Origin of the sequence: Gardnerella sp. KA01002 (assembly GCF_049244015.1) — a bacterium.
Lineage (GTDB): Bacteria > Actinomycetota > Actinomycetes > Actinomycetales > Bifidobacteriaceae > Bifidobacterium > Bifidobacterium vaginale.
Genome location: NZ_CP058365.1, coordinates 369,970 through 392,901, shown reverse-complemented (window position 1 = coordinate 392,901; position 22,932 = coordinate 369,970). Strand labels below are relative to the sequence as shown.

The window sequence follows — 22,932 nt, the reverse complement described above, 5'->3', positions numbered from 1 at the left end:
ATTGTTGTCATAACGAATTTATATGAAGGTATGGAAGTGTAGAAAATCAGAGTGTCGCATTGCTTCACTTTTCGCTTAGAGCGTATCGCGACCCCGATTTCGCCTACACTTATGCGAAATCCGAAGACAAACAAAACGTGCCGACGTATGAATCATACAACGGCACGTTTTTTGTTTAGTTAATTAGCTGTTAGTTGTGTTTTTTACGCGCGCTTAAGACTTACGCTAAGCTCAGTTGCGCTAGAATCAGCCTCAGTAACTTCTAAGCTTGTAGCAAGAGTTTCGTTAGCAATCAAATCACGGAACTGCTCAACTTTAGCAACGTCCACGCTAGGCACATTCAAAGTCAAAGCGATTCGGTCTGTAACATCCAAACCGTTCTCCTTACGAGCATCCTGAACAGCGCGAATAGCGTCGCGAGCGTAACCTTCAGCAAGCAAATCGCTAGTCAAAGCAGTGTCGAGCATAACGAAACCGCCAGTTGGCATTGCAGAAGAAGCCGTATTCGCAGCCGCTTGAGCATCCGAAGACTCAACGCGATTTATAAGCTCATACTCGCCTTGTTCAAGCGCAACTTCGCCGTTTGGAGTCATAACAACAGGAGCGCCAGACTCGTCAACACGCCAATCGCCACTCTTAGAAGCCTTAATAGCAAACTGCACTTGCTTACCCAAACGAGGGCCAGCCGCGCGAGCGTTAACCTTAAGCTCGTGAACAATCTTCAAACCGTGTTCGCTTGCATCTTGCAAAGTGCAGAATGTGACATTCTTCACGTTAAGCTCGCGCTCAAGCACCTGCTCGTAAGGCTCTACAGCAGCAGTATTTTCTGCAACAACAGTCAAGTTTGCCAACGGCTGGCGCACACGCAACTGTTCCGCCTTGCGCAAAGAAAGCGTAGAAGACACAACCTCGCGAACCTTATCCATAGCAGCAACCAAAGCATCGTCGTGCGCAAGAACAGCACCAAGCTCAGTGACTTCGCCAGCCTTAGGGTTCTTCTCGCCATCTGAAAGCATTTGCGGCTCAACCAAATAAGGCCAATCAGCCAAATGCACGGATTCGCCGCCAGTAAGACCACGCCACACAGCCTCTGCTTCCATAGGAGCAAGAGGAGCAATCGTGCGCATAAACACTTCCAACACAGTGTAAAGCGTGTTGAAAGCAGTCTCGTCTTCATTCCAGAATCGGTCGCGGCTGCCGCGAATATACCAATTCGTAAGCACGTCAATAAAATCGCTTACTGCCGCGCAAGCATCGCTAATTGCAAACTCGTTCAAGCATTTTTCTACGCGCTCAACAAGCAAACGCGTGCGAGCAAGCAAATAACGATCCATGTTGCAAAGTCCTGCAACCTCGTCCGCGCGAAGCCTGCGAGCATCGTAACCCTTACCACCGTTTGCAGCGTTCGCATACAAAGTGAAGAAGTAATATGAGCTCCAAACTGGAAGCATAACCTGACGAACAGTATCCCTAATTCCGTCTGCAGTAACAATCAAATTGCCACCGCGCAAAATTGGCGAAGACATAAGGAACCAGCGCATTGCGTCCGAACCGTACTCGTTGAAAACACCGTTCACATCTGGGTAATTACGCAAATGCTTACTCATCTTCTGACCGTCGGAACCAAGCACAATGCCGTGGCAAATCACATTCTTAAAAGCTGGTCGGTCGAACAGAGCCGTGGCCATAATGTGAAGCGTGTAGAACCATCCACGAGTCTGGCCAATATATTCAACGATGTAATCGCATGGGAAGTGCTCTTCGAAGAAGTCCTTATTTTCAAAAGGATAATGGAACTGCGCGAAAGGCATAGAACCAGACTCAAACCAGCAATCGAGAACATCCGTAATACGGTGCATTTGCGACTTTCCAGTAGGATCGTCTGGATTTGGACGAGTAAGGCGATCGATATACGGGCGGTGCATATTCACATTGCCGTCGTCATCGCGAGGATAGTCGCCAAAATCAGCCTTAAGCTCATCCAACGAACCGTAAACGTCTACGCGAGGATACTTTGGATCGTCACTCACCCACACTGGAATTGGCGAGCCCCAGAAGCGATTACGGCTAATAGACCAGTCGCGCGCGTTAGAAAGCCACTTACCAAACTGGCCGTCCTTAACATTTCCAGGAATCCAATTAATCTCCTGATTAAGCTCAAGCAAGCGCTTCTTAATCTTCGTAACAGATACAAACCAGCTAGAAACAGGCTTATAAATAAGCGGAGTTGCGCAACGCCAGCAGTGAGGATAGCTGTGCACGTAGCTTTTTTCTTGGAATAGCAACGCGCGCTGATCTTCCGGCATTTGAGCAAGCGGGCCGTCTCCTGCACGCAAGTTGCGCAAAATTGGCAAGTTGGCGTCAAAAACGTACAAGCCTTCGTAATCTGGGCAGTCGCTTGTAAACTTGCAGCCTGCGTCGAGCACGTCAACGCTGCGAATTTCGTGCGCGTTAAGCGTGTTCATATCGTCCTCACCGTAAGGAGCCTGGTGAACGAGGCCAGTACCTTCAGCGGTGTCAACATAATCTGCTGTGAAAATCGTAAAAGCGTTAGGACCAGGAGTGCCACCCTCAGCGAGCGCAGAATCGCTTGCAAAGTAAGGGAATACTGGGTAGTAGCGCCAGCCAGCCATCTCAGCGCCCTTAAGTTCGCGCACAACCTCATAGTTTTCGCCAAGTTCCTTAGTGTAGGAACCAAGCAAAGGCTTACCAATGTAGAACTTTTTGCCAGCAAACTTGCCTTCAGTTGGGCGAACTTCCACGTAATCAATATCTGCACCGACTACGATTGCGAAGTTGGTTGGAACTGTCCAAGGAGTAGTGGTCCAGAATACTGCGTAAGCATCGTCTTCGTCGCGAAGCTTAACGGCGACGGAAACGGTAGTATCCTGACGATTCTGGTACACGTCCGCGTCCATGCGAAGCTCGTGGGCACTGAGCGGAGTCTGGTCCTTTGGGCAGTACGGAAGCACGCGGTAACCCTTGTAAGCCAAGCCCTTATCGTAAAGCTGCTTAAATGCCCACATTACGGATTCCATGTATGGAATGTTTAGCGTCTTGTAGCCGCGCTCGAAATCAACCCAGCGCGCCTGACGATGTACGTAGTTTTGCCACTCATTTGTATACTTCAAAACGCTAGCACGACAAGCATCGTTGAACTTCGCGATGCCCATTTTTTCTATTTGTTCAACCGACTCAATGCCGAGTTCCTTCTGCGCTTCCAACTCTGCAGGAAGACCGTGAGTATCCCAACCAAAAACGCGGTTTACTTTGCGTCCGCGCATAGTCTGATAGCGCGGAACGACGTCTTTTGCATAGCCTGTAAGAAGGTGACCGTAGTGAGGAAGACCGTTTGCGAATGGAGGGCCATCAAAGAACACGAACTCGTTTTGGCTACCCTTGCCAGACGGGCGATATTCGATTGACTTGCGGAAAGTGTTGTTTGCATCCCAGTACTGGAGAACTGATTCTTCAAGCTTTGGGAAAGAAGGATTCGGTGCAACTTGCGCGCCGGCGTTTTCTTGCGTTGATGCAGTTACATTTGCTTTCGGATATACGTGATTTGCAGACGTATTTGCGCACACGCTAGTTGCTGGATTAGTGGATTCGCTCACTGTGCTCTCCTCGCTCAACAGGGTGAATATTTCCCTGCGAGGACGACAGTTATTGCCGCGGTACCACCTCGCTTGCTACAAGATGCTTACGCAACTCTTGCAGCCTCTCGTGTTTGGCTATACGGGCCAACCCCGTCGGTTCTAATAAGCGAGAATCTTACGAATCCTCGCCGTTCTTCCGAAAACTCCCCGCCGATAACGGATCATCGCTTAAGTTAGAAACAATCTAACACTATCCCCTAACATTGTGAACTTTCAAAATCTCATTTATGCCCATTATGAAATAAATTATTATGAGATCCTATGCGCACAAACCTAATAACAGGAATATTATATCGGTAATTATAAATGAGAATTACATCAAATTTTCCTTCTTGCAAATGCAATTCCCAATATCCGCTATACATCCCACGAGGATGGCTCAATTGGTGAGGATTGTAAGATTCAGGAACTTCTTCAAATTCATAAATACTGTCAATTAAGTCCTCTAATTCGTGTTTAATTGATGGATTCTCTCGAAGCAACTTCCGTAAATCTGCTTGAAATTGAGTATCAAAAATAATTTTCATGACATATTATCCAAAAATGCTTTAGCTTCATTAGCATTGCTAAAAACAATGCCGTCTTCAGAAATTTTGCCATCTATAATTTGATTAGCGTGATTCATAGCTTTAAGCGTTGCTTCGTTGGGAACAGACGTAACGAGCGACGGACTAATAGGTAGAGCTTGTTCACGTACTGCCTGCTTAAGAAACATGTTTAAAGCAGTAGACATATCAAGACCTAAAGCATCAAATAAGACTTCTGCATCTTGCTTAGTTTTCTCATCTGTTCTGAAATTAATTCTTGCGACCGCTGAAACAACCATAAAAAACACCATCCATTGTCATAATTACATACAATATATGTCTATTATACACACGCATGACACTTGCAATAAATAAGAAAAGTGCCCCGGATCAGAATCGAACTGACGACACCCACTTTAGGAGAGTGGTGCTCTATCCACTGAGCTACCGAGGCAACAAATGGCAATTATACACTATAGCGTGGTTTACACGCTATAACATGCTCAAGATTCAAGATTTGATTGCGTTCCAGCGGTTGCAGCCGTAGCAGACTGCTCCGCTTGAGCCGCATCCAACTTAGCGCGAACAGCAGCAAGCAAGCCCTGCGCACGCTTTGCTAGCGCCTCTCCAAGCTCCCATTGATGCATAGACTGATCCAAAGTCAAACCGCCAGCCTCAAGTGCTTTAACAGCTTGCACAAGCTTTTCGCGCGCCTCTTCATAAGGCATTGCGTTAATCGCAGCTCGCTCTTCGCTACTAAGCGTGCTAATAGCGTCAACTTTTGCACCTGCGTCTTTTGTTTCGTCGCTCATAATTATCCTTTTCTAATTTTTTATTTAAGATTTTTTTATTTAAAATTTTTGCGTTTTTATTTTTAAGACTTTTAGATTTTACGACTTTACAGCTTTAGATTTTACGACTTTACGACTTTTCTACAGAAGTAACGCTAGCTGTAATCAAGCCACTTTTAAGAGTAACAGTTATATCATCGCCAGTTTTTACACGACTAGAATCATCGAGTACTTTCCCACCGCTAATTTGCACAACTGCGTAACCTCGATTAAGCGTTGATTGCGGACTAAGAGCCGTAATACTGGCATGTGCCTTTTCAACAGTCAAACTAGCGTCGTCAAGCAGCCGCACCAAACCATGCCTCATTCGTTCAACGGCCTGCTGCACAAACAACTCATGCGGCTCCAGCATAGTGCTCGGTCTAGTAAGGCTAGGACGGTTCGCGTAGCCTTCAACAAGTCGAATCTCATTGTCAACTCGCGCAGAAATCCTCATGCGCGCATGTTGCAAAGCGTTGTCAATCAACTGCCATTGCTCGTTAACATCTGGAACAACGCGCTTTGCTGCGTCTGTAGGCGTAGAAGCTCGCATATCTGCAGCCAAATCAATAAGCGTCCAATCGTCTTCGTGACCAATCGCAGAAACAATCGGAGTTACGCAAGCAGCCGTAGCGCGAACCACGCCCTCGTCCGAAAAACCAATCAAATCTTCAAAACTACCGCCGCCGCGCGCAACAATAATCACATCAACCTCTGGATCGGCATCTAGCTGCTTAATGGCCGCAATAACGTCCGCTGGGCATTGCACACCCTGAACATGCGCGTGAACCACCTTAAAACGCGTTACAGGCCAGCGCAAATTCACGTTTGTAATAACATCGCCCTCGGCGCGAGCTTGAGGCGCACACACTAGACCAATGCACTTTGGGAACTCGGGCAGAGGCACCTTGTTTTCTGCGTCGAACAAGCCTTCGCCTTTAAGCTTTTTGCGCAACTCGTCTATTTGCGCTTTTAAGTCGCCAGCACCAACACGTCTAATTTCGTCTGCAACAAAGCTCAATCGCGTTGCTTTTACCCAAATATCTGCCTTGCCGTGAACAACTACTCTATCGCCCTGCCGCAAATCTTTCGCTTGCTGAACAAACTTGCTAAAGCCCATTATGGAGATTGAAATGTCTTCGTTACTGTCTCTGAGCGTTATGTAGCCAGACGTAGACCTTCTCATATTGATTTCAACAATCTGACCTTCTACCCAAGCTGCAGGCCACTTTTCTACAGCACCATGGAACTTTTGGCTTATAACGCTTACTGGCCAAGGATTTTCGGCAGTCGTGTCACTTGCGCGTAAAGGTAGCGTGCGAGTGGCACTACTATTTCGACTGTCATAGCTATTTTGACTAACTTCATTTTGACTAACGTTGTCATTGTGAGGATAGTCATTGTGAGGATAGCCAGAATCTTGATTGAAAAGCGTCATATTTAACAAAGACATACACTAAGTTTCTTTTAGAAGATGGACAACAAGCGTTTAAAATATGCACAACAAACGCCGAAAAAATACGCAAAACACGACACGCCGTGACTTGCAAATAAAGTGATTCTGAGTATAGTTATTACTCGGCTCAAGAAATGACCAACGCCCCTTTAGCTCAGTTGGTTAGAGCAGCTGACTCTTAATCAGCGTGTCCAGGGTTCGAATCCCTGAGGGGGCACTCTTTGAAAACCCAAGCTTTATGGCTTGGGTTTTTTCGTATTTAGATTTTTCATTATTCACATATGATTTATATACGATTTATCCCAATATTCCAACAAAAGACTGACTCTCAGACACACTTTCGCCATTTACACAATAACATTTAAAAAAAAAACAATGTTGTGATAATTTTTGTGATAACTATAAAAAAGTAAAAATTCAAAACACGCTAAACAACGCCAAACAACACACCAAACAACACAAAACGATCTATGTGTAATTCTTCAACAGAAAATACAAAAAGACCCCACGATTTTCCTCATGGGGTCTTTTCTAAGACTTAACTAATATCTTCAGTTAGAAAAAATACTAGGCAAGAATCTTGGTCACACGACCAGAACCAACGGTACGGCCACCTTCACGAACTGCGAAGGTCAAGCCCTCTTCCATTGCGATAGCCTGGATCAACTCAACAGTGAAGGTTGCGTGATCGCCTGGCTGAACCATTTCGATGCCGTCTGGCAAGGTGATAACGCCAGTAACATCGGTGGTACGGAAGTAGAACTGTGGACGGTAGTTGGAGAAGAATGGCGAGTGACGGCCACCTTCGTCCTTGGTCAAGACGTAAACTTCGCCTTCGAACTTGGTGTGTGGAGTCACAGAACCTGGAGCAGCCACAACCTGACCACGCTCAACGTCGGTACGGTTGATACCGCGGAGAAGAAGACCAGTGTTATCGCCAGCCTCTGCCTCATCCATCTGCTTGTGGAAGGTCTCGATAGAGGTGACGGTGGTGGTCTGGGTATCGCGCAAACCAACGATCTCAACTGGGGTGTTGATTGGGAGCTTACCACGCTCAACACGACCGGTGACAACGGTACCACGACCGGAGATGGTGAACACATCTTCGATTGGCATCAAGAATGGCTTGTCAAGATCGTGAGTTGGGGTTGGGATGTACTCGTCAACAGCCTTCATGAGTTCCTTGACGGTCTCTACCCACTTGTCGTGGTCTGGAGCGTCATCATGCAAAGCGCCGTAAGCGGAAGTACGGATGACTGGGCAATCGCGATCGAAGCCGTTTTCTTCGAGGAGGTCACGAACCTCTTCTTCAACGAGATCGATAAGCTCTTCGTCGTCAACCATATCGCACTTGTTCAAAGCAACAAGAATTTTTGGAACGCCGACCTGCTTAGCAAGCAAGACGTGTTCACGGGTCTGAGCCATTGGACCGTCGGTAGCAGCAACCACGAGGATTGCGCCATCCATCTGAGCGGCACCAGTGATCATGTTCTTAACGTAATCAGCGTGGCCTGGGGCGTCCACGTGAGCATAGTGGCGTGCAGCCGTCTGATACTCGATGTGGGCGATGTTAATGGTAATGCCGCGCTCCTTCTCTTCTGGAGCGGCGTCGATCTGATCGAAGTCATACTGAGGGTTCAGATCTGGATACTCGCCATGCAGCACCTTAGAAATAGCCGCGGTCAAGGTAGTCTTACCGTGATCAACGTGACCGATGGTACCAATGTTAACATGCGGCTTAGTACGCTCGTACTTTTCCTTTGCCATGTGTTTGTCCTCCTGGACGTCTCGTAGTTTGCTTCACAACCTTATGTGAAGCCTCTCGCTACATATTTACTGGGTTTCTGGGTTAGGTGCCACTTCGGTGCCAGAACCCAGTCAACGTACGAAATTCTAGCGTTAACTAGGGACACAAAACACCGAAGTAGCGTGCGCTTTTACTCGCCGCGCTGGGCTTTAATAATCTCGTCCGAAACAGCCTTTGGAACTTCCGCGTAAGAGTCCATCTGCATGGTGAACATTGCACGTCCCTGAGTCTTGGAACGAAGATCACCAATGTAGCCGAACATCTCGCTCAGTGGAACCTTAGCGTCAATAACCTTAACGCCAGTAGCGTCGGTCATAGACTGAATGTTTCCACGACGGGAGTTCAAATCGCCCATAACGTCACCCATGTACTCTTCTGGAGTACGAACTTCCACTGCCATAATTGGCTCGAGGATTACTGGGTGAGCCTTAGGAGCAGCTTCCTTGAAGCACATGGAACCTGCAATCTTGAAGGCCATTTCCGAAGAATCAACGTCGTGAGTCTGACCGTCGGTAACGGTTGCTTTAACGCCAACCACTGGGAAGCCTGCCAAAACGCCAGATTCCATAGCTTCCTGCACACCTGCGTCGATGGAAGGAATGAATTCCTTAGTAATGTGGCCGCCAGTGACCTCGTTAACGAACTGATAGACTTCGCCAGATTCTGGATCGATTGGCTCGAAGTTCATCAAAACCTTTGCGAACTGACCAGAACCACCAGTCTGCTTCTTGTGGGTGTATTCCTGGTTCATAACAGCCTTACGAATGGTTTCACGATAAGCAACCTGTGGCTTACCAACATTCGCTTCGACCTTGAACTCGCGGCGCATACGATCCACAATAATGTCGAGCTGAAGCTCGCCCATACCAGAAATCAAAGTCTGACCAGACTCTTCATCGGTCTTAACCTGGAAGGTAGGATCCTCATCAGAAAGCTTAGCCAAAGCCAAGCTCATCTTTTCCTGATCTGCCTTCGTCTTTGGCTCCACAGCAACCTCGATAACAGGATCTGGGAAGGTCATGGATTCCAAAGAAATTGGGTTCTTTTCGTCGCACAAAGTATCACCAGTGCTGACATTCTTCAAACCGACAAAGGTGTAAATGTTTCCAGCTTCTGCAGAATCTACAGGATTTTCCTTATCTGCGTGCATCTGGAAGATCTTACCAACACGTTCCTTCTTGGACTTGGTGGAATCGTACACAGAATCGCCTGGCTTAACTTCACCAGAATACACGCGCACGAACACAAGCTTTCCATAGAATGGATGGGTTGAAATCTTGAACACCAAAGCTGCAAATGGATCGGTGTTTACTGGCTTACGATCAATTTCAACAGATTCGTCGCTTGGATCAAAGCCCTTAATAGATGGAACATCTTCTGGGCTTGGAAGGAAGTCAACAACAGCATCCAGCATTGGCTGAACGCCCTTATCCTTGAATGCAGAACCGCAAGTTACTGGGAAGGCTTCGCGAGCAATAGTAAGCTTGCGAATACCCGCGCGCATTTCTTCTTCAGAAAGCTCTCCAGATTCGAGGTACTTCTCAAGCAACTCTTCGTCAGCTTCTGCAACCTGATCCATAAGCTCGGCACGATATTCTTCTGCACGCTCCTGCAGGTCTGCAGGAATGTCAACGGTGTCGTAGTGGGCACCCATATCGTCCTTAACGTCATTCCAGACGTAAGCCTTCATACGAATCAAGTCAACAACACCAAGGAAGTCGTTTTCAGCACCGATTGGAAGCTGAATAACGAGAGGCTTAGCACCAAGCTTTTCCTTAATAGTCTTAACAGAATAGTAGAAATCTGCGCCAAGCTTATCCATCTTGTTGATGAAGCAAATACGTGGAACACTATACTTATCAGCCTGACGCCAAACGGTTTCAGACTGAGGCTCCACGCCTTCCTTACCATCGAACACTGCAACAGCACCGTCGAGAACACGCAAAGAACGCTCAACCTCTGCGGTAAAGTCAACGTGTCCTGGTGTATCGATGATGTTGATCTGGTAGCGATCGTCAGTGTCATGAGTCTGACGCTGCCAGAAGCAAGTGGTTGCAGCAGACTGAATAGTAATACCGCGTTCCTGCTCCTGTGCCATGAAGTCCATGGTGGATGCGCCATCGTGAGTTTCACCGATCTTGTAATTCTTACCAGTGTAGTAAAGAATACGCTCGGTGGTAGTAGTCTTACCAGCATCGATGTGCGCCATGATGCCGATGTTACGAACCATATTCAGGTCGTTAAGCACATCTTGTGCCATATTATTATCCTTAGCTCTTTAAGATACCGATTATCTTGTGGATTACCAGCGATAGTGAGCAAAAGCCTTGTTTGCTTCTGCCATCTTGTGGGTATCCTCGCGGCGCTTTACAGAAGCACCCAAGCCATTGGAGGCATCGAGAATTTCGTTAGCCAAACGCTCAGCCATAGTCTTCTCACGACGAAGGCGGGAGAAGTCTGTAAGCCAGCGCAAGGACAAAGTGTTTGCACGAGCAGGCTTAACTTCGACTGGCACCTGGTAGGTTGCACCACCGACGCGGCGGGAACGAACCTCAAGGCTTGGACGAATGTTATCGAGAGCGCGCTTCAAAACAGAAACTGGCTCCTGCTCGGTCTTTGCCTTCACCTGCTCAAGAGCAGTGTAGACGATGTTTTCTGCGATGGACTTCTTGCCATCGAGAAGAATTTTGTTAATCAACTGAGCCACGACGGTCGAGCCGTAGATTGGATCAGGAAGCAGCTGATGCTTTTTTGCAGGTCCTTTACGTGACATGTTTTACTTCGCCTTCTTTGCTCCATACAGGGAACGACCCTGCTTGCGGTCCTTAACACCCTGGGTATCGAGAGCACCACGCACGATGTGGTAACGCACACCTGGGAGATCCTTCACACGGCCACCGCGCACGAGCACAATGGAGTGCTCCTGCAAGTTATGACCTTCGCCTGGAATATAGGCGGTTACTTCAATACCCGAGCTGAGGCGCACACGAGCAACCTTACGAAGCGCAGAGTTTGGCTTCTTAGGAGTGGTGGTGTACACACGAGTGCACACGCCACGACGCAACGGGCTACCTTTCAAGGCCAAAGTCTTTGACTTCTTAGGCTTGGCCTGACGTCCCTTACGGACGAGTTGTTCAATCGTAGGCAACTTAAGTTCTCCGATTCATTGTTATCTTCTATTTGGTGAAAACCGCCACACTGCAGCACACCTTAAACCATGAATCGGTTAAAAGAGTAAAAGCCACAGTCCACCGGCCCGATGGCCCTCGTGCCTCCAGCCACGCATTACTGCGCGCTATCCTTGGCACTTGGGATATCCCAACGAGAACACCTATAACATAAGGCGCACCGTTGGCACACACGAACTACTATTATACATCCTTGCTTGACAATTAAAATACGCTTAAATAAGATCCGCTTAAACGAACTACTTTAAAATAGGTCTCGCGGGAGCAGAAACATCAAGACGTTGCCTGTTTCCAATTTTGCTAGGATCATTGATAATCACGTCTACAATCGCCTTTTTAAGATCTAAATCTGAAGAATCACCCCAAACAATTACACGATGAATTTCTACGTTAGAAACAGTGGAAGAAATCTCAGTTTCAACAGAATCCTGAGTTCTGGCACTGACTCGCATTACATGTGAACGAAAATCTTCAGACAAAGAACTTACAATTTTCAACGCCTCACGTACAGCCTTACTGCTCAAACTCTTGTGAACGTCTGTAACTTCAATAACTGGAATGCCTGTAGTAGGAACATTTTCAACTGCATTAAGAACTCTACCTTTAACGTCAACAGCTGTTAATTTTTCACTACCGTGAGATTTAAGTATCGCAGCAGGCTTTTGCGCTCTAACCGTTATTTGCAATCCTTGAGGGAATTTTTTTGAAACCTTAGCTTCTGTAACACCAGGTATGTTATTAAGTTGCTCAATTATTTCTTGAGATGACACTAAAAACAGCGATTTATTTACCTGATTAGACGCAATAGACGAAATTTTTTGCTCACTAACCCATTCGTTAGAGCCAAAAATACTAATATTTTTAGACTTAAGTCTAAATACAGGAGAAAAGAATAGAACCCAACATAGCAATGTTATAGATGCAATTATCAGAAAACTATAGAGAAATCTCAACAGAATCGTACGTAAACTAGCGAACTTTTTTTCTTTTTCTCTAGCACTGAAATCTATAACTTTAGGCCTAGAAACAATACCTAATGGCCCAGCGGTTGAACGCAAAGTCTGTTTTACAAAATCAACTACAGAAAGTCTCCTAGCATCTACAAAAGTGTTCTTAGAAGCATTATTTTTTGTAGATTCACCCGATACAGAAAACTCTGCAGTTACAGAAGACGCAGAAGATTTAGATGCAGTTGTAGGCACGGAAGATGTAACAAACTCAATAGAACTATCAGATGTAGTTAAATTCGATTTTGCTGTTCTACCTTTTTTGCGCAATGATTTTTTAGAAATCAGGTTACGATTTTCCGCATCGTTTCCAGTCGTACTAGATACAGTACGACCTTCAGACTTGCTAAAAATCACACGCCCCATACACTACCTCTTAAATCAGCTTACGACTTTTATCTGCTTTAAAATTTTATAAACTCTTATAAACTCACAAACTTTTGTAACTCAATGCTTCAAGCATAACAGATGTCATAGCTGTGATACTTCCTGCTCCAACAGTAAACAGAACATCGCCATTTTTTGCTCGACTAGCCAATTTTAGAGCACCTTCACGCATATCTTCCACTGCCTCGATATTAGACGTAATATCATCTTTCCTAGCTACATCAACAATAGTTGACGCGTGAATATCTGGGAAATCTTCCTGTTTTTCTCTAGCTGGGAAAATTCCAGTGACGATCACGTCATCTGCAAGAGATAATGCAGATGCAAATTCGTGCGCAAAAGAGCGAGTTCTAGAAAACAGATGCGGCTGGAAAAGAACACGAATACTAGCATTCGGATATCTTCTTCTTGCAGCGCGCAAAAGAGCATCTATTTCCGTAGGATGATGCGCGTAATCGTCTACAACCGTTACTCCATTAACACACCCACGAATATCGAATCGCCTAGAAGCCCCACGGAAACTAGAAGCACCATCTGCCGCATCTTTAGGGCTCATGCCTAAAAGCATCGCAGCAATAATAGCAGCACATGCGTTCCTAGCATTATGCAATCCTGGAATTATAAGATTAACGTCTATAAAATCGCCATTAAATTCAATAACAAACGATTCACTTCCGCTACCCGTTTTTTCACTTTCATTCTCAATAAAGGCAAATTTTACAAAACTTTTCACTCGATCATTCAGCAAAGAAACATTATCTTTATTACTTGTGTAAACGATTGTTTTTTTAAGAGAATCATCGCTTAAAGCATCTAAAACGGCACGAGCGCCATCATCATCTGCACAAATCACAATATGCCCAAGAGCATGGCTTAAATGTTCAACAAAAGCCGAGCGATAATTTTGCGCATTTCCATAATGATCCAAATGATCCGCTTCAACATTTGTAACAATTGCAATATACGGATTATATTTTTCAAAGCTGCCGTCGGATTCATCCGCCTCCGCAACCATAACGATTCCGCTGCCAGCATGCCCTCCGTCTATTTCACCACCATCTTGTGCTTGAATAGATCCACCAATCGCATAACTCGGGTCTGCTAGATCACCTTTACCACAAACTCGCAAAATATGTGCTAAAAGTGAGCTTGTTGTAGTTTTGCCATGCGCTCCAGCAACAGTTACTCCCCTTTTAGCACTTAAAAGCAGGGATAAGATATCACTTCTGTGTACAAGTTTCACACCATTTTGATAAGCAGCAATAATTTCAGGATTACTCGGCTTAATCGCGCTAGAATACACAAGAATATCGGAATTTTTTACATGACTTGCACTTTGACCTATTTTTACATTTATTCCAAGTTCTTCTAAGCGTCTTGTGTGGTCATTTTCTTGACAATCACATCCACTTACTTCCACCCCTTCTTCGTGTAGCATTTCTGCCAAAACGCTCATTCCAGCTCCGCCTATTCCAATAAAGTGAACAGAGCCTAACGAAGATATAGTCTGGTCTGCTTCAAATGCTGAGCGCATAGGATTCATATTAATATCCATAATTATCTTCTGCTTTCTTTTGCAATATCAAGAATATATTTTGCCATTACACTCGCAGCATCACGAATGCCATATTTCCAAGATTTTTCACGCATTTGTTCAAGACGATTTGTATTGTCAAGCAATTTCAACACATTGTCACGAATCCAATCAACAGTAAAATCAGAATCGCTAACCATAATCGCTCCTCCTGCATCCACAACAGGCTGTGCGTTAAAACGCTGCTCACCATTACCAATCGGCAGCGGAACGTAAATTGCAGGAAGACCAATAGCAGATATTTCTGCAACAGTACCAGCGCCAGACCTACAAATCACCAAGTCTGCACAAGCAAAAGCCCAGTCGATCCTCTCCAAATATTCACAAATATGATAATCACCTAAACCTGCATGCTCTGGCTTAACGTCGTTTATTTGATTAAGACCAGCCACTCGCGCAACATTATCTTTAACTTCTTTAGACTTTCCAGAACCCGTAAGATGAACTATTTGAGCACACTTAAGCAAATCGCCAGCAGCAATAGAAACAGAATCGTTCAAACTTTTAGCACCTAAAGACCCACCTGTAACAAGTACAATAGGTCTACTTGGATCTAATCCAAGCTTTTTAGCACCTTCTATCCTAGCTAAATCAGAATCTTGTGTAATTTGTGCGCATAAATCAGATATCGCTTTTCTAAGAGGCAAACCGACTCGTAACGCTTTTGTGCACGAACCTAATTTTGAGCATAAACCAGTGCCATCATAAACACAACCAATCATGTTAGCCCAACGCGCACCAAGTTTATTTGCCATTCCAGCACGAGCATTCTGCTCATGAATAACAATAGGCAATCTCATGCTGTGAGCTTGCGAATAAACAGGAGCAGAAGCATAACCACCAAAACCAACAACAACATCAGCGCGTCTTTTTTTCAGTATTTCACGAACCTTATTCTTTTCACGAACCCATTTAAAAGGAAACTTAAACATGTATAAATTAGGTTTTCTAGGAAAAGGAACTTTCTCAATGACATCAAGCGATAAACCAGTTTGTGGAACAAGAGTCTTTTCTAATCCAACATTAGTTCCAATAACACTAATTTTTACAGATTCATCTAAATCTTTTAACGCGCTAGCTACAGAAAGAAGAGGATTAACATGACCTGCTGTTCCGCCCCCTGCTAAAACAACATGCAAAGAATCTTCATCGACATTATCGACAGAGGAATCAGAGTTCACATCTTCCATATAAACCACCTACATTCGAGCTAGAGTGAATCTAAAATAAATTTAAATCAATCTAAAACCACTAATTATAATAATTTCTAACCTAATCTAAAACTTTAATCTAAGACTAAACAATTAGACAATAACCAGACTTTAACGTTTATTGTCATCCTCACTAGAAACTGACTTAATACTGCTATTAACACTAGGCTTAATATAAGGGTTACTTCTAATAAAACAGTCCGCAACACCAATACTCAACAAGCACATAACTAAAGACGAACCACCAGCAGAAATAAACGGCATAGGAACACCCATAACAGGAAGAACTTGAACCACAACCAATATGTTTATTAAACCCTGACCTACAATCCATGTAGCAATACTTATAAGAGATATCGAAACAAACTTACTATGAGATTGCAATGCGGAAGTTAACAAACACCATCCAATAACAATATAAAGAAGAATCACACAAGACGCTACAAAAAATCCCATTTCTTCGCCGATAATCGCAAAAATAAAATCATTATGAGCATAAGGTAAATAATTCCATTTTTCTCGAGAATTACCTATGCCAACACCCATAAGACCACCAGAAGCCATAGCATATTGCGCATGAATAGCTTGGAAGCACACGCCTTTTATAGACTTAGCATCACAACCATGGATAGTCGCAAGAATACGCCTCATACGATTTTGACTAGTAACAACCAACAATAAAACAGCTGCAGATGCAGATATAAGAGCGATAACGAGCCACTTTGTAGGGAATCCTCCTATATAAAATGCGACTACGGCTATAAGAAGAATAATCAACGCAGTACCAAGATCTTTACCAGCAACAACAAGAAGCAATGAAACTCCGAGAGCCACTACAGACGGAATGTATGCGCGCATTTGAACACGCTCATAAGCTTTTTTAGCCAGTACAAGAGCCATAGGAAGCCAAATACATATAGCTAACTTGGTTATTTCTGCGGGCTGCATTGTAAAAGGACCTATTTTAATCCAGCTAGCATTACCATTAACCTCATGTCTAATTCCTGGCACAAAAGTCAAAAATTGCATAAAAACAGATATTGCGTAAATAACAATAATCTTACTTTTATAGAAATCGACTGGAAGACGAGAAACAATCAAATAACCAATAAATCCAATAATGCAATAAATCAATTGACTTATTCCAGAACCCCAAGGACCTGCTCCATAAGTAATCATAGTCACTGAGGAACTTGAAAAAACCATAAATAAGCCGAAAACAGAAAGCATTGCAACAGATATTCTTAAACCATACAAACACCATAATGGGTTAAATATGCTACGAATACCAACGTATTGTTTAAAAGCATGACTGTTTTCATTAAAAGTTTCATACGCTCTTGACGATTTAGTAGAACGCTGTTTTTTACTAGAAGAAAACAATCGCAAAGGCTTTTTATTAGCATTGTTAGGATTAGATTTTTTGCTATTCACGTTCATGACTATTAACCCATCGCTCAGATTCTTTAGCAAAACGAGATCCGCGATCCGCATAAGACACAAACTGATCCATTGATGCACACGCTGGAGCCAGCAACACAACATCTCCTTGTTTTGCATAGCGTCCGGCAGCATCAACTGCTGTAGAAATAACTTTTTGACCTAGAGAAGGATCTGGGCTAATAGTCTTATCGTTTTCCACTTTTTTAAGAACAGAATCATCCGCATAATCAAAAGATTCACAACCTGTTCCATCTGGAGAAACAATAGTTACTGGAATATCTTTTCCATTAGCATTAAGAGCTTCTATAATCGGTTTTTGATCTACACCAATCACAACAGCAGCCTTTATAATACTTCTATTATCTTTAACTAGATCTTCAAAACAACCGCCTTTTGCAAGCCCCCCAGCGATCCAAATTACAGATTTTTTACCAAAACTAGAAATAGATGCTGCTGCAGCGTGAGCGTTAGTAGCCTTTGAATCATCTACAAAACGAATCGAGTGTTCAGGAAGATTATCGTCAGCATTTAAAGTTGCAACAGTTTGAATCCTGTGACCTCCTGGAGCAAAGTTACACAAAGCTTTTACAGCATTTTCAACATCTGGATTCAACCCTAATGTAAGAGCTAAAGCAGTCAAAGCATCTGCAAGAAGATGAGGATATACGCTTCCGTCTGGTTCGCATAAATGCTTAAGATCCCTTAGCTCCACTAATTTAACTGGATCTCCAACTTTTCCGCCAGCAACACCACTCTTATCTACAATCCAACCATTTTCAACACCTATTTCTCCAGATTCTGGAGGTTCAAGTGTAAAGCCAATTTTCTTACAACCATCTTCTACTTGAGCGTTAGCTGCAAGTTCACTTACTCTAGAATCCTGAGCATTATAAACAAGAGCCTTTTTAACCCCATTAAAAACTTTAGACTTGTCTTTTGCGTAAGCTTCAATCCCACCGTGCCAATCTAAATGATCCGCAGCAATATTAGTAATAGCTGCACAATCTAATCTCATCGAATTAGTAAAATGAAGCTGGAAAGAGCTTAATTCTACACACAAAACATCATGCTCTGATTCCATAGCAGCGTGAGAAACCGATTTTCCAATATTTCCTACTGCAGGAGCATCAAAACCACAAGCAGTTAGCATTTCGGAAGTCATCTCTGTAGTTGAAGTTTTTCCATTCGTACCAGTGATTCCAACCCAAGGTGCAGGATTATTGGTTTTATCTGAGTTTACACGAACAAGCCAAGCAAGCTCCACTTCACTAATAACTGGAATATTACGCTTCTGCGCTTCTAGAATAAAAGGTGTACGAGGATTAAAAACAGGAGATGTTACAACAGCATCTATATTATCCCAATCAATCTTGGAAAAATCGTGTACCTGAGCCTCTTCCTTACGCTCATCTGCAGTAATCGCTGTAGCACCAACAGATTTAAGCACTTCTACAGCACCAATGCCAGAAACACCAAGACCCGCCACAAGAACATTATTGAATGGGAACTTCTTGTGGAACGACAATTCCCTAAGCAAGCAATCTTCTGCAACGCTGCTCATATTATTTAACCCTCACCAATTACCAAGTAGATACTCAATTACTAAGTCAATGCTAATCGTTAAGTCAGAACTAATCGTTAAATCAGTAACCCAGAATGACCAGCCCAATCCGCATAAAACATCATCAATGCAGAAAGTACAAACATAAGCTCAATCATCCAAAAACGGACAACGACTTTACCTTCTGCCCAGCCAACAAGCTCAAAATGATGGTGTATAGGAGCCATTTTAAACACTCGCTTATGCGTAAGCTTAAAACATCCAACCTGAATTACATCACTACATGCTTCTATAACAAATAGTCCGCCCAAAATAACAGCTAGGAACTCGGTATGAGTAGCTATAGAAAGAGCAGCAAAAAGACCGCCTAATGCCAATGATCCCGTATCTCCCATAAATACCTGAGCAGGATTTGAGTTGTACCATAAGAATCCAAAGCAGGCAACAGCTGCACAAACAGCAATAATAGTCAAATCAAGAGGGTCAGATACTGCGTACGAGAAACCAAAATGACCGCCACCTTTAACGTGGTAACTTTCCCAGAACGCAATCATAGCGTAACCAGCAAAAGCAATCATTGAAGAGCCAGAAGCTAAACCATCTAAACCATCTGTAAGATTTACAGCATTAGACCAAGCCGCCATCAAGAAGTTAACCCAAATAATAAAAACCACAATTCCTACGACTTGCCCAAACATTGAAAAATCAAGGAATGGTTTTTCAATAAAGCTCATACCAGCCTGAGCACTAGCAATACCAGACTGAGTTGGTAGCATTAGAGCCAAAAGTGCGTAAATGCTTGCAAAAATAATTTGACCAACCAGCTTTGCACGAACCGAAAGACCAAGATTCTGTTTTTTACGAACTTTTGCAAAGTCATCAATGAACCCAAGGAAACCCATAGAAAGCATTGCAAAAAGCACAAGAACCGCAGACCAAGATGGAGTACGCCCAACAGAGAAGTATCTGTAAAGAGCAGAAGCAGCCCAACCAACTACAACAGCAAGGTTTATAACAACACCTCCCATTGTAGGAGTTCCACGTTTAACTAAATGAGATTGTGGACCGTCCTGACGAATGTACTGACCGTAATTTAAACGGTGTACTAAGCGGATTAAAAGCGGCGTACCGACAATAGTAACAATCAGCGATACCACAATTCCCACGATAAGCGCAATCACAGGTTAACCTCCGTATGTTCATTAAGACTCTCATTAAGTTTAGACCAGCGTTCAGCTAACACGCTCAAGCCTGAAGCATGAGACCCCTTCAATAACACAACACTACTCGAATGCGCGGCCACAAGGTTCCACACAACGTTATCCGCCTCAGTGCAATCATGAACAAAATATACGCCATTTTCAACATCAAGGCTCTTATTCTGCCAATTATCTTTAGCACCTTTATAAATGCAACCAGCTAGTTCATCTAATTTTTTATCGAACTTAGAACCAACAGCTATTAGCGCATCAATATTATGCTTTGCAACATATTCGCCTATTGATTCATGCATATTATTCTCATTAGAACCAAGCTCTAACATAGATCCAAGAACTGCTATTCTAAAAATATTATTCTTTTTACTTGTTAGATCTTCTTCAGCATTAACGTTTAAATTATGTAAGTCATGATTTTCATAAGAACACAATCCATCAATTCCAGCCTTCATGGAATCAGGGTTTGCATTGAATGAATCGTCAATAAGCGTAAAAACATTATTATTGTTAGAAATTTTAGAAAGCTGCATTCTATGCGGACTAATATGCGAAACTTCATGCAAAACTTTAGCAATACTCTCAAGATTCATTCCAAAATATCTTGCCACATTAGAAGCAGCCATTGCATTCATAACATTATGCTGTCCCTGTATAGCAAGATGGACTCTAACTGAGTTTTTAAACTTATCCTCATTCTTCTCATTAAGAACAAATTCTGCACAACCCATTTCATCTAATGAAATATCACTTGCAGACAATTGGTAATTGCCATTGTTAGATGCGTCAAAATCACCTTCCGTATTGGTGTTTTTACCAAACCAACGCAATTTATCTTGATCAGCTAAAGAACGCATTGCAGATACTCGAAAATCATCAGCATTTAAAATTGCTATTCCGTGTGCAACAAGACCTCTAACAATCTCACTTTTTGCCTGAGCAATTCTTTCTACAGAACCAAACTCACCTAAATGCGCAACACCCACCTTCAATACAACAGCTAAATCAGGAGGAGCTATTGTGGTTAGTTTTGCGATTTCGCCAACATGATTTGCTCCCATTTCTGCAATAAGGAATCTCGTGTTTTCATTTACTTGCAAAGATGTTAACGGCAAACCAATTTCATTATTAAAAGATCCAATTGGTGCAACAGTGTTACCGAGCGTTGAAAGAAGAGCCTTGAGCATATCTTTTGTAGTGGTTTTTCCTACTGAACCAGTTATGCCGATAATACTAAATGGTGTATTTAACGCGCGGCGACGCTCAAGATTGTGTTTTGCTAAAAGTCCAAGAGCTTCAACCGAATTTTCAACAACTATTTGAGCAATTTTACTATTATTAGACTCATCTAACTTTACAAAATGCTCCACTATTGCAATTTTTGCACCAAGTTCTGCAGCTTTTTGAACAAAATCATGACCATCAACACGATCGCCTGGTATTGCTACAAATATGGAAGAATCCACAACTTTACGAGAATCACTTGTTGCATAAATAACAACATCATTATCTGAAATAACAACATCATTATCTGTTATGCAAAATTTCTCAGAAGTAATACTATGGTTTTCTTTTACTAAACAACCACCTATAAAAAGTCTGCCATTAACCGCAGCAGCTACTTCTCTAACACTCATAGGCATCATACGCATATTATTGGTCGTTGTATTATTGCCCAAAGTCTTATTTTGCATCATAACCTCGTTATTTTCCCAACATTGGTTTCATTTGCTTTGCAACAAATCTATTAATCATCAACACGTTTCTGAACACTACTTTAATTAACACTACTTTAATTCATGAGACACTCGTAACGCGCTTTTAATAGTTCCTCTTCTAACTCCAGCTGCAAGAACCATCGCTATTGAAAGAGAAAGATGTTTGTGAACATCCTTGCCACCAATCTGATCTGCTAAAGCAGCTAACTCATCTGATTCACGGGAACGCATAACGCAATAAGATCTTTCATGACTTACAAACCCATAACGTTGTTGAAGAGTATAAAAACTTATTACTGGTCGCGCGGACTTCATACTTTCTTCATCTATAGCGGAATCATCATTTTGATTTTTGATAAAACTATTTTCGTAATGTTTATCAGATTTATTAGCAGAAGTTCTATAAGAAGAAATATCAGATACGCTATCGGATTCACTATGAGATTCACTATCGGAATTAAGTGATTCGACTTTTTGCTGCGATTTTGAATTCTGATTTAATGTAGTATCAGAATCATACTTCTTTTTATTATATGAATGATTATCTGCATTATCATCTGCATGACTTGCATGATTTGCATGACTATCAAATTTTGAAGTATTAGAGTAAGGATCAGAATAAGAAGAGTCGCTTGCATATAAGTCAAGGCTTCCAGCCATTGCTAAAGCATTATTGCTTTCAACTCCAAGGACATCAACGTTAACAGACTGCAATGCATCTTTACTAAGAGTTGCAGAATTTAATGCTATTACAACAGCTGCAGCGCCATCTTCTACACACACAGACAAGTTATGCTGTATATCAATTATTCCCATAGGATACTCTAAATCTAACTCTCTTTGAAGAGAGCTAGACCCAGCTGCACTAATAATACCAACTGGATTGCCGAGCATATGAAGAAAATCAGCCAAACGTATAACATTTGCGTAAATCTCATCATCACTATCTCCTGCAACTGCAAAAGTTGCTATAAAAGATGACGGATCGCAATTAACATCACAAGCTAGCTTACCGAGAGTTATTGGATTATTAGAAGATACCAGCAGAGGAATGCCTACACTCATTGCTTCAGATCTAAACTCTGGAGGAACCATTGCAGCATACGCTCCAGCATCTCTAGCAGCCTCTAATTGTCTCTTATCTACTCGAGATGAAGGAACAAAAAGACAACCTGGTTTAACACTTCTAACATCACAAGCTAATGATGTAATAGTCACACCAGATGCAAAGGAAGGAATTACCTCAAAACCATACTGTTCAGCAGCAAAACCAAGCGTCACTCTGGTTCTGGAAAATTCATCAACAGCATTCATACTCGCACTCGCCCTTATT

General features: G+C 43.0%; 17 protein-coding genes and 2 tRNA genes. 1 reads left to right on the top strand and 18 read right to left on the bottom strand.

Annotated features, from left to right (window positions below):
• Positions 1-203: 203 nt before the first annotated feature.
• The 6 genes from ileS to xseA all read right to left on the bottom strand — a co-directional run bounded on the left by ileS (position 204) and on the right by xseA (position 6,466).
• Positions 204-3,614 carry a mupirocin-resistant isoleucine--tRNA ligase gene (ileS, locus tag HXT60_RS01470; protein ID WP_410310628.1) on the bottom strand — a complete coding sequence of 1,137 codons (3,411 nt, stop codon included), beginning with the start codon at positions 3,612-3,614 and terminating at the stop codon, positions 204-206.
• A gap of 263 nt (positions 3,615-3,877) precedes the next feature.
• Positions 3,878-4,183, bottom strand: coding sequence for a type II toxin-antitoxin system YafQ family toxin (locus HXT60_RS01465; protein WP_004124725.1), 306 nt, complete (start codon positions 4,181-4,183; stop codon positions 3,878-3,880).
• Positions 4,180-4,482, bottom strand: a complete 303-nt coding sequence (locus tag HXT60_RS01460) for a type II toxin-antitoxin system RelB/DinJ family antitoxin (RefSeq protein WP_004124722.1) — start codon at positions 4,480-4,482, stop codon at positions 4,180-4,182. The genes HXT60_RS01465 and HXT60_RS01460 overlap by 4 nt, the downstream gene beginning before the upstream one ends.
• An 82-nt stretch (positions 4,483-4,564) precedes the next feature.
• Positions 4,565-4,637: transfer RNA gene (locus HXT60_RS01455), tRNA-Arg, on the bottom strand.
• A 49-nt stretch (positions 4,638-4,686) separates the two neighbouring features.
• On the bottom strand, positions 4,687-4,995 hold the full coding sequence (locus HXT60_RS01450; protein WP_192381779.1) for an exodeoxyribonuclease VII small subunit: 309 nt from the start codon (positions 4,993-4,995) through the stop codon (positions 4,687-4,689).
• A 109-nt stretch (positions 4,996-5,104) separates the two neighbouring features.
• Positions 5,105-6,466 (bottom strand): exodeoxyribonuclease VII large subunit, encoded by a 1,362-nt coding sequence (gene xseA / locus HXT60_RS01445; protein WP_421791224.1) that lies wholly within the window; start codon positions 6,464-6,466, stop codon positions 5,105-5,107.
• Positions 6,467-6,612: 146 nt separating this feature from the next.
• Between xseA and HXT60_RS01440 the strand changes: the two genes are divergently transcribed.
• A tRNA-Lys gene (locus tag HXT60_RS01440) sits at positions 6,613-6,686 on the top strand.
• Between the two features lie 350 nt (positions 6,687-7,036).
• On the opposite strand, the gene tuf is transcribed toward HXT60_RS01440, so the two are convergent.
• The 12 genes from tuf to HXT60_RS01380 all read right to left on the bottom strand — a co-directional run bounded on the left by tuf (position 7,037) and on the right by HXT60_RS01380 (position 22,913).
• Positions 7,037-8,236: an elongation factor Tu gene (gene tuf / locus HXT60_RS01435; RefSeq protein ID WP_004112314.1), complete on the bottom strand. Its 1,200-nt coding sequence runs from the start codon at positions 8,234-8,236 to the stop codon at positions 7,037-7,039.
• Positions 8,237-8,406: 170 nt separating this feature from the next.
• The gene (gene fusA / locus HXT60_RS01430) at positions 8,407-10,536 is read right to left on the bottom strand and encodes an elongation factor G (RefSeq protein WP_004112311.1); all 2,130 of its coding nucleotides are present in this window, start codon (positions 10,534-10,536) and stop codon (positions 8,407-8,409) included.
• A gap of 42 nt (positions 10,537-10,578) precedes the next feature.
• Positions 10,579-11,049 carry a 30S ribosomal protein S7 gene (gene rpsG, locus HXT60_RS01425; protein ID WP_004112309.1) on the bottom strand — a complete coding sequence of 157 codons (471 nt, stop codon included), beginning with the start codon at positions 11,047-11,049 and terminating at the stop codon, positions 10,579-10,581.
• Positions 11,050-11,052: 3 nt separating this feature from the next.
• On the bottom strand, positions 11,053-11,424 hold the full coding sequence (gene rpsL / locus HXT60_RS01420; protein ID WP_003813881.1) for a 30S ribosomal protein S12: 372 nt from the start codon (positions 11,422-11,424) through the stop codon (positions 11,053-11,055).
• A 279-nt stretch (positions 11,425-11,703) separates the two neighbouring features.
• A complete protein-coding gene (locus tag HXT60_RS01415) occupies positions 11,704-12,837 on the bottom strand; it encodes a cell division protein FtsQ/DivIB (protein ID WP_004575091.1) in 1,134 nt (377 codons plus the stop codon).
• 64 nt (positions 12,838-12,901) lie between these two features.
• Positions 12,902-14,413 (bottom strand): UDP-N-acetylmuramate--L-alanine ligase, encoded by a 1,512-nt coding sequence (gene murC, locus HXT60_RS01410; RefSeq protein WP_101886356.1) that lies wholly within the window; start codon positions 14,411-14,413, stop codon positions 12,902-12,904.
• A 2-nt stretch (positions 14,414-14,415) separates the two neighbouring features.
• The gene (locus tag HXT60_RS01405) at positions 14,416-15,642 is read right to left on the bottom strand and encodes a UDP-N-acetylglucosamine--N-acetylmuramyl-(pentapeptide) pyrophosphoryl-undecaprenol N-acetylglucosamine transferase (RefSeq protein WP_004112292.1); all 1,227 of its coding nucleotides are present in this window, start codon (positions 15,640-15,642) and stop codon (positions 14,416-14,418) included.
• Between the two features lie 132 nt (positions 15,643-15,774).
• A complete protein-coding gene (locus tag HXT60_RS01400; RefSeq protein ID WP_009994541.1) occupies positions 15,775-17,103 on the bottom strand; it encodes an FtsW/RodA/SpoVE family cell cycle protein in 1,329 nt (442 codons plus the stop codon).
• Entirely contained in the window at positions 17,090-18,667 is a 1,578-nt protein-coding gene (murD, locus tag HXT60_RS01395; protein ID WP_009994543.1) for a UDP-N-acetylmuramoyl-L-alanine--D-glutamate ligase, read from the bottom strand. Before murD ends, HXT60_RS01400 begins: the two co-directional genes overlap by 14 nt.
• 77 nt (positions 18,668-18,744) lie before the next feature.
• Entirely contained in the window at positions 18,745-19,848 is a 1,104-nt protein-coding gene (mraY, locus tag HXT60_RS01390) for a phospho-N-acetylmuramoyl-pentapeptide-transferase (protein ID WP_004116897.1), read from the bottom strand.
• The gene (locus HXT60_RS01385; RefSeq protein ID WP_004122305.1) at positions 19,845-21,575 is read right to left on the bottom strand and encodes a UDP-N-acetylmuramoyl-tripeptide--D-alanyl-D-alanine ligase; all 1,731 of its coding nucleotides are present in this window, start codon (positions 21,573-21,575) and stop codon (positions 19,845-19,847) included. Before HXT60_RS01385 ends, mraY begins: the two co-directional genes overlap by 4 nt.
• 93 nt (positions 21,576-21,668) lie before the next feature.
• Positions 21,669-22,913 (bottom strand): hypothetical protein, encoded by a 1,245-nt coding sequence (locus tag HXT60_RS01380; protein WP_004112287.1) that lies wholly within the window; start codon positions 22,911-22,913, stop codon positions 21,669-21,671.
• Positions 22,914-22,932 lie beyond the last annotated feature (19 nt).

Coding starts and splice junctions, on each gene's coding strand:
- murD (WP_009994543.1), bottom strand. CDS start 18,667: ATGAGCAGCGTTGCAGAAGATTGCTTGCTTAGGGAATTGTCGTTCCAC.
- HXT60_RS01460 (WP_004124722.1), bottom strand. CDS start 4,482: ATGGTTGTTTCAGCGGTCGCAAGAATTAATTTCAGAACAGATGAGAAA.
- HXT60_RS01415 (WP_004575091.1), bottom strand. CDS start 12,837: ATGGGGCGTGTGATTTTTAGCAAGTCTGAAGGTCGTACTGTATCTAGT.
- HXT60_RS01450 (WP_192381779.1), bottom strand. CDS start 4,995: ATGAGCGACGAAACAAAAGACGCAGGTGCAAAAGTTGACGCTATTAGC.
- rpsG (WP_004112309.1), bottom strand. CDS start 11,049: ATGTCACGTAAAGGACCTGCAAAAAAGCATCAGCTGCTTCCTGATCCA.
- murC (WP_101886356.1), bottom strand. CDS start 14,413: ATGGATATTAATATGAATCCTATGCGCTCAGCATTTGAAGCAGACCAG.
- HXT60_RS01380 (WP_004112287.1), bottom strand. CDS start 22,913: ATGAATGCTGTTGATGAATTTTCCAGAACCAGAGTGACGCTTGGTTTT.
- fusA (WP_004112311.1), bottom strand. CDS start 10,536: ATGGCACAAGATGTGCTTAACGACCTGAATATGGTTCGTAACATCGGC.
- HXT60_RS01465 (WP_004124725.1), bottom strand. CDS start 4,183: ATGAAAATTATTTTTGATACTCAATTTCAAGCAGATTTACGGAAGTTG.
- HXT60_RS01385 (WP_004122305.1), bottom strand. CDS start 21,575: ATGCAAAATAAGACTTTGGGCAATAATACAACGACCAATAATATGCGT.
- HXT60_RS01405 (WP_004112292.1), bottom strand. CDS start 15,642: ATGGAAGATGTGAACTCTGATTCCTCTGTCGATAATGTCGATGAAGAT.
- xseA (WP_421791224.1), bottom strand. CDS start 6,466: ATGTCTTTGTTAAATATGACGCTTTTCAATCAAGATTCTGGCTATCCT.
- tuf (WP_004112314.1), bottom strand. CDS start 8,236: ATGGCAAAGGAAAAGTACGAGCGTACTAAGCCGCATGTTAACATTGGT.
- HXT60_RS01400 (WP_009994541.1), bottom strand. CDS start 17,103: ATGAACGTGAATAGCAAAAAATCTAATCCTAACAATGCTAATAAAAAG.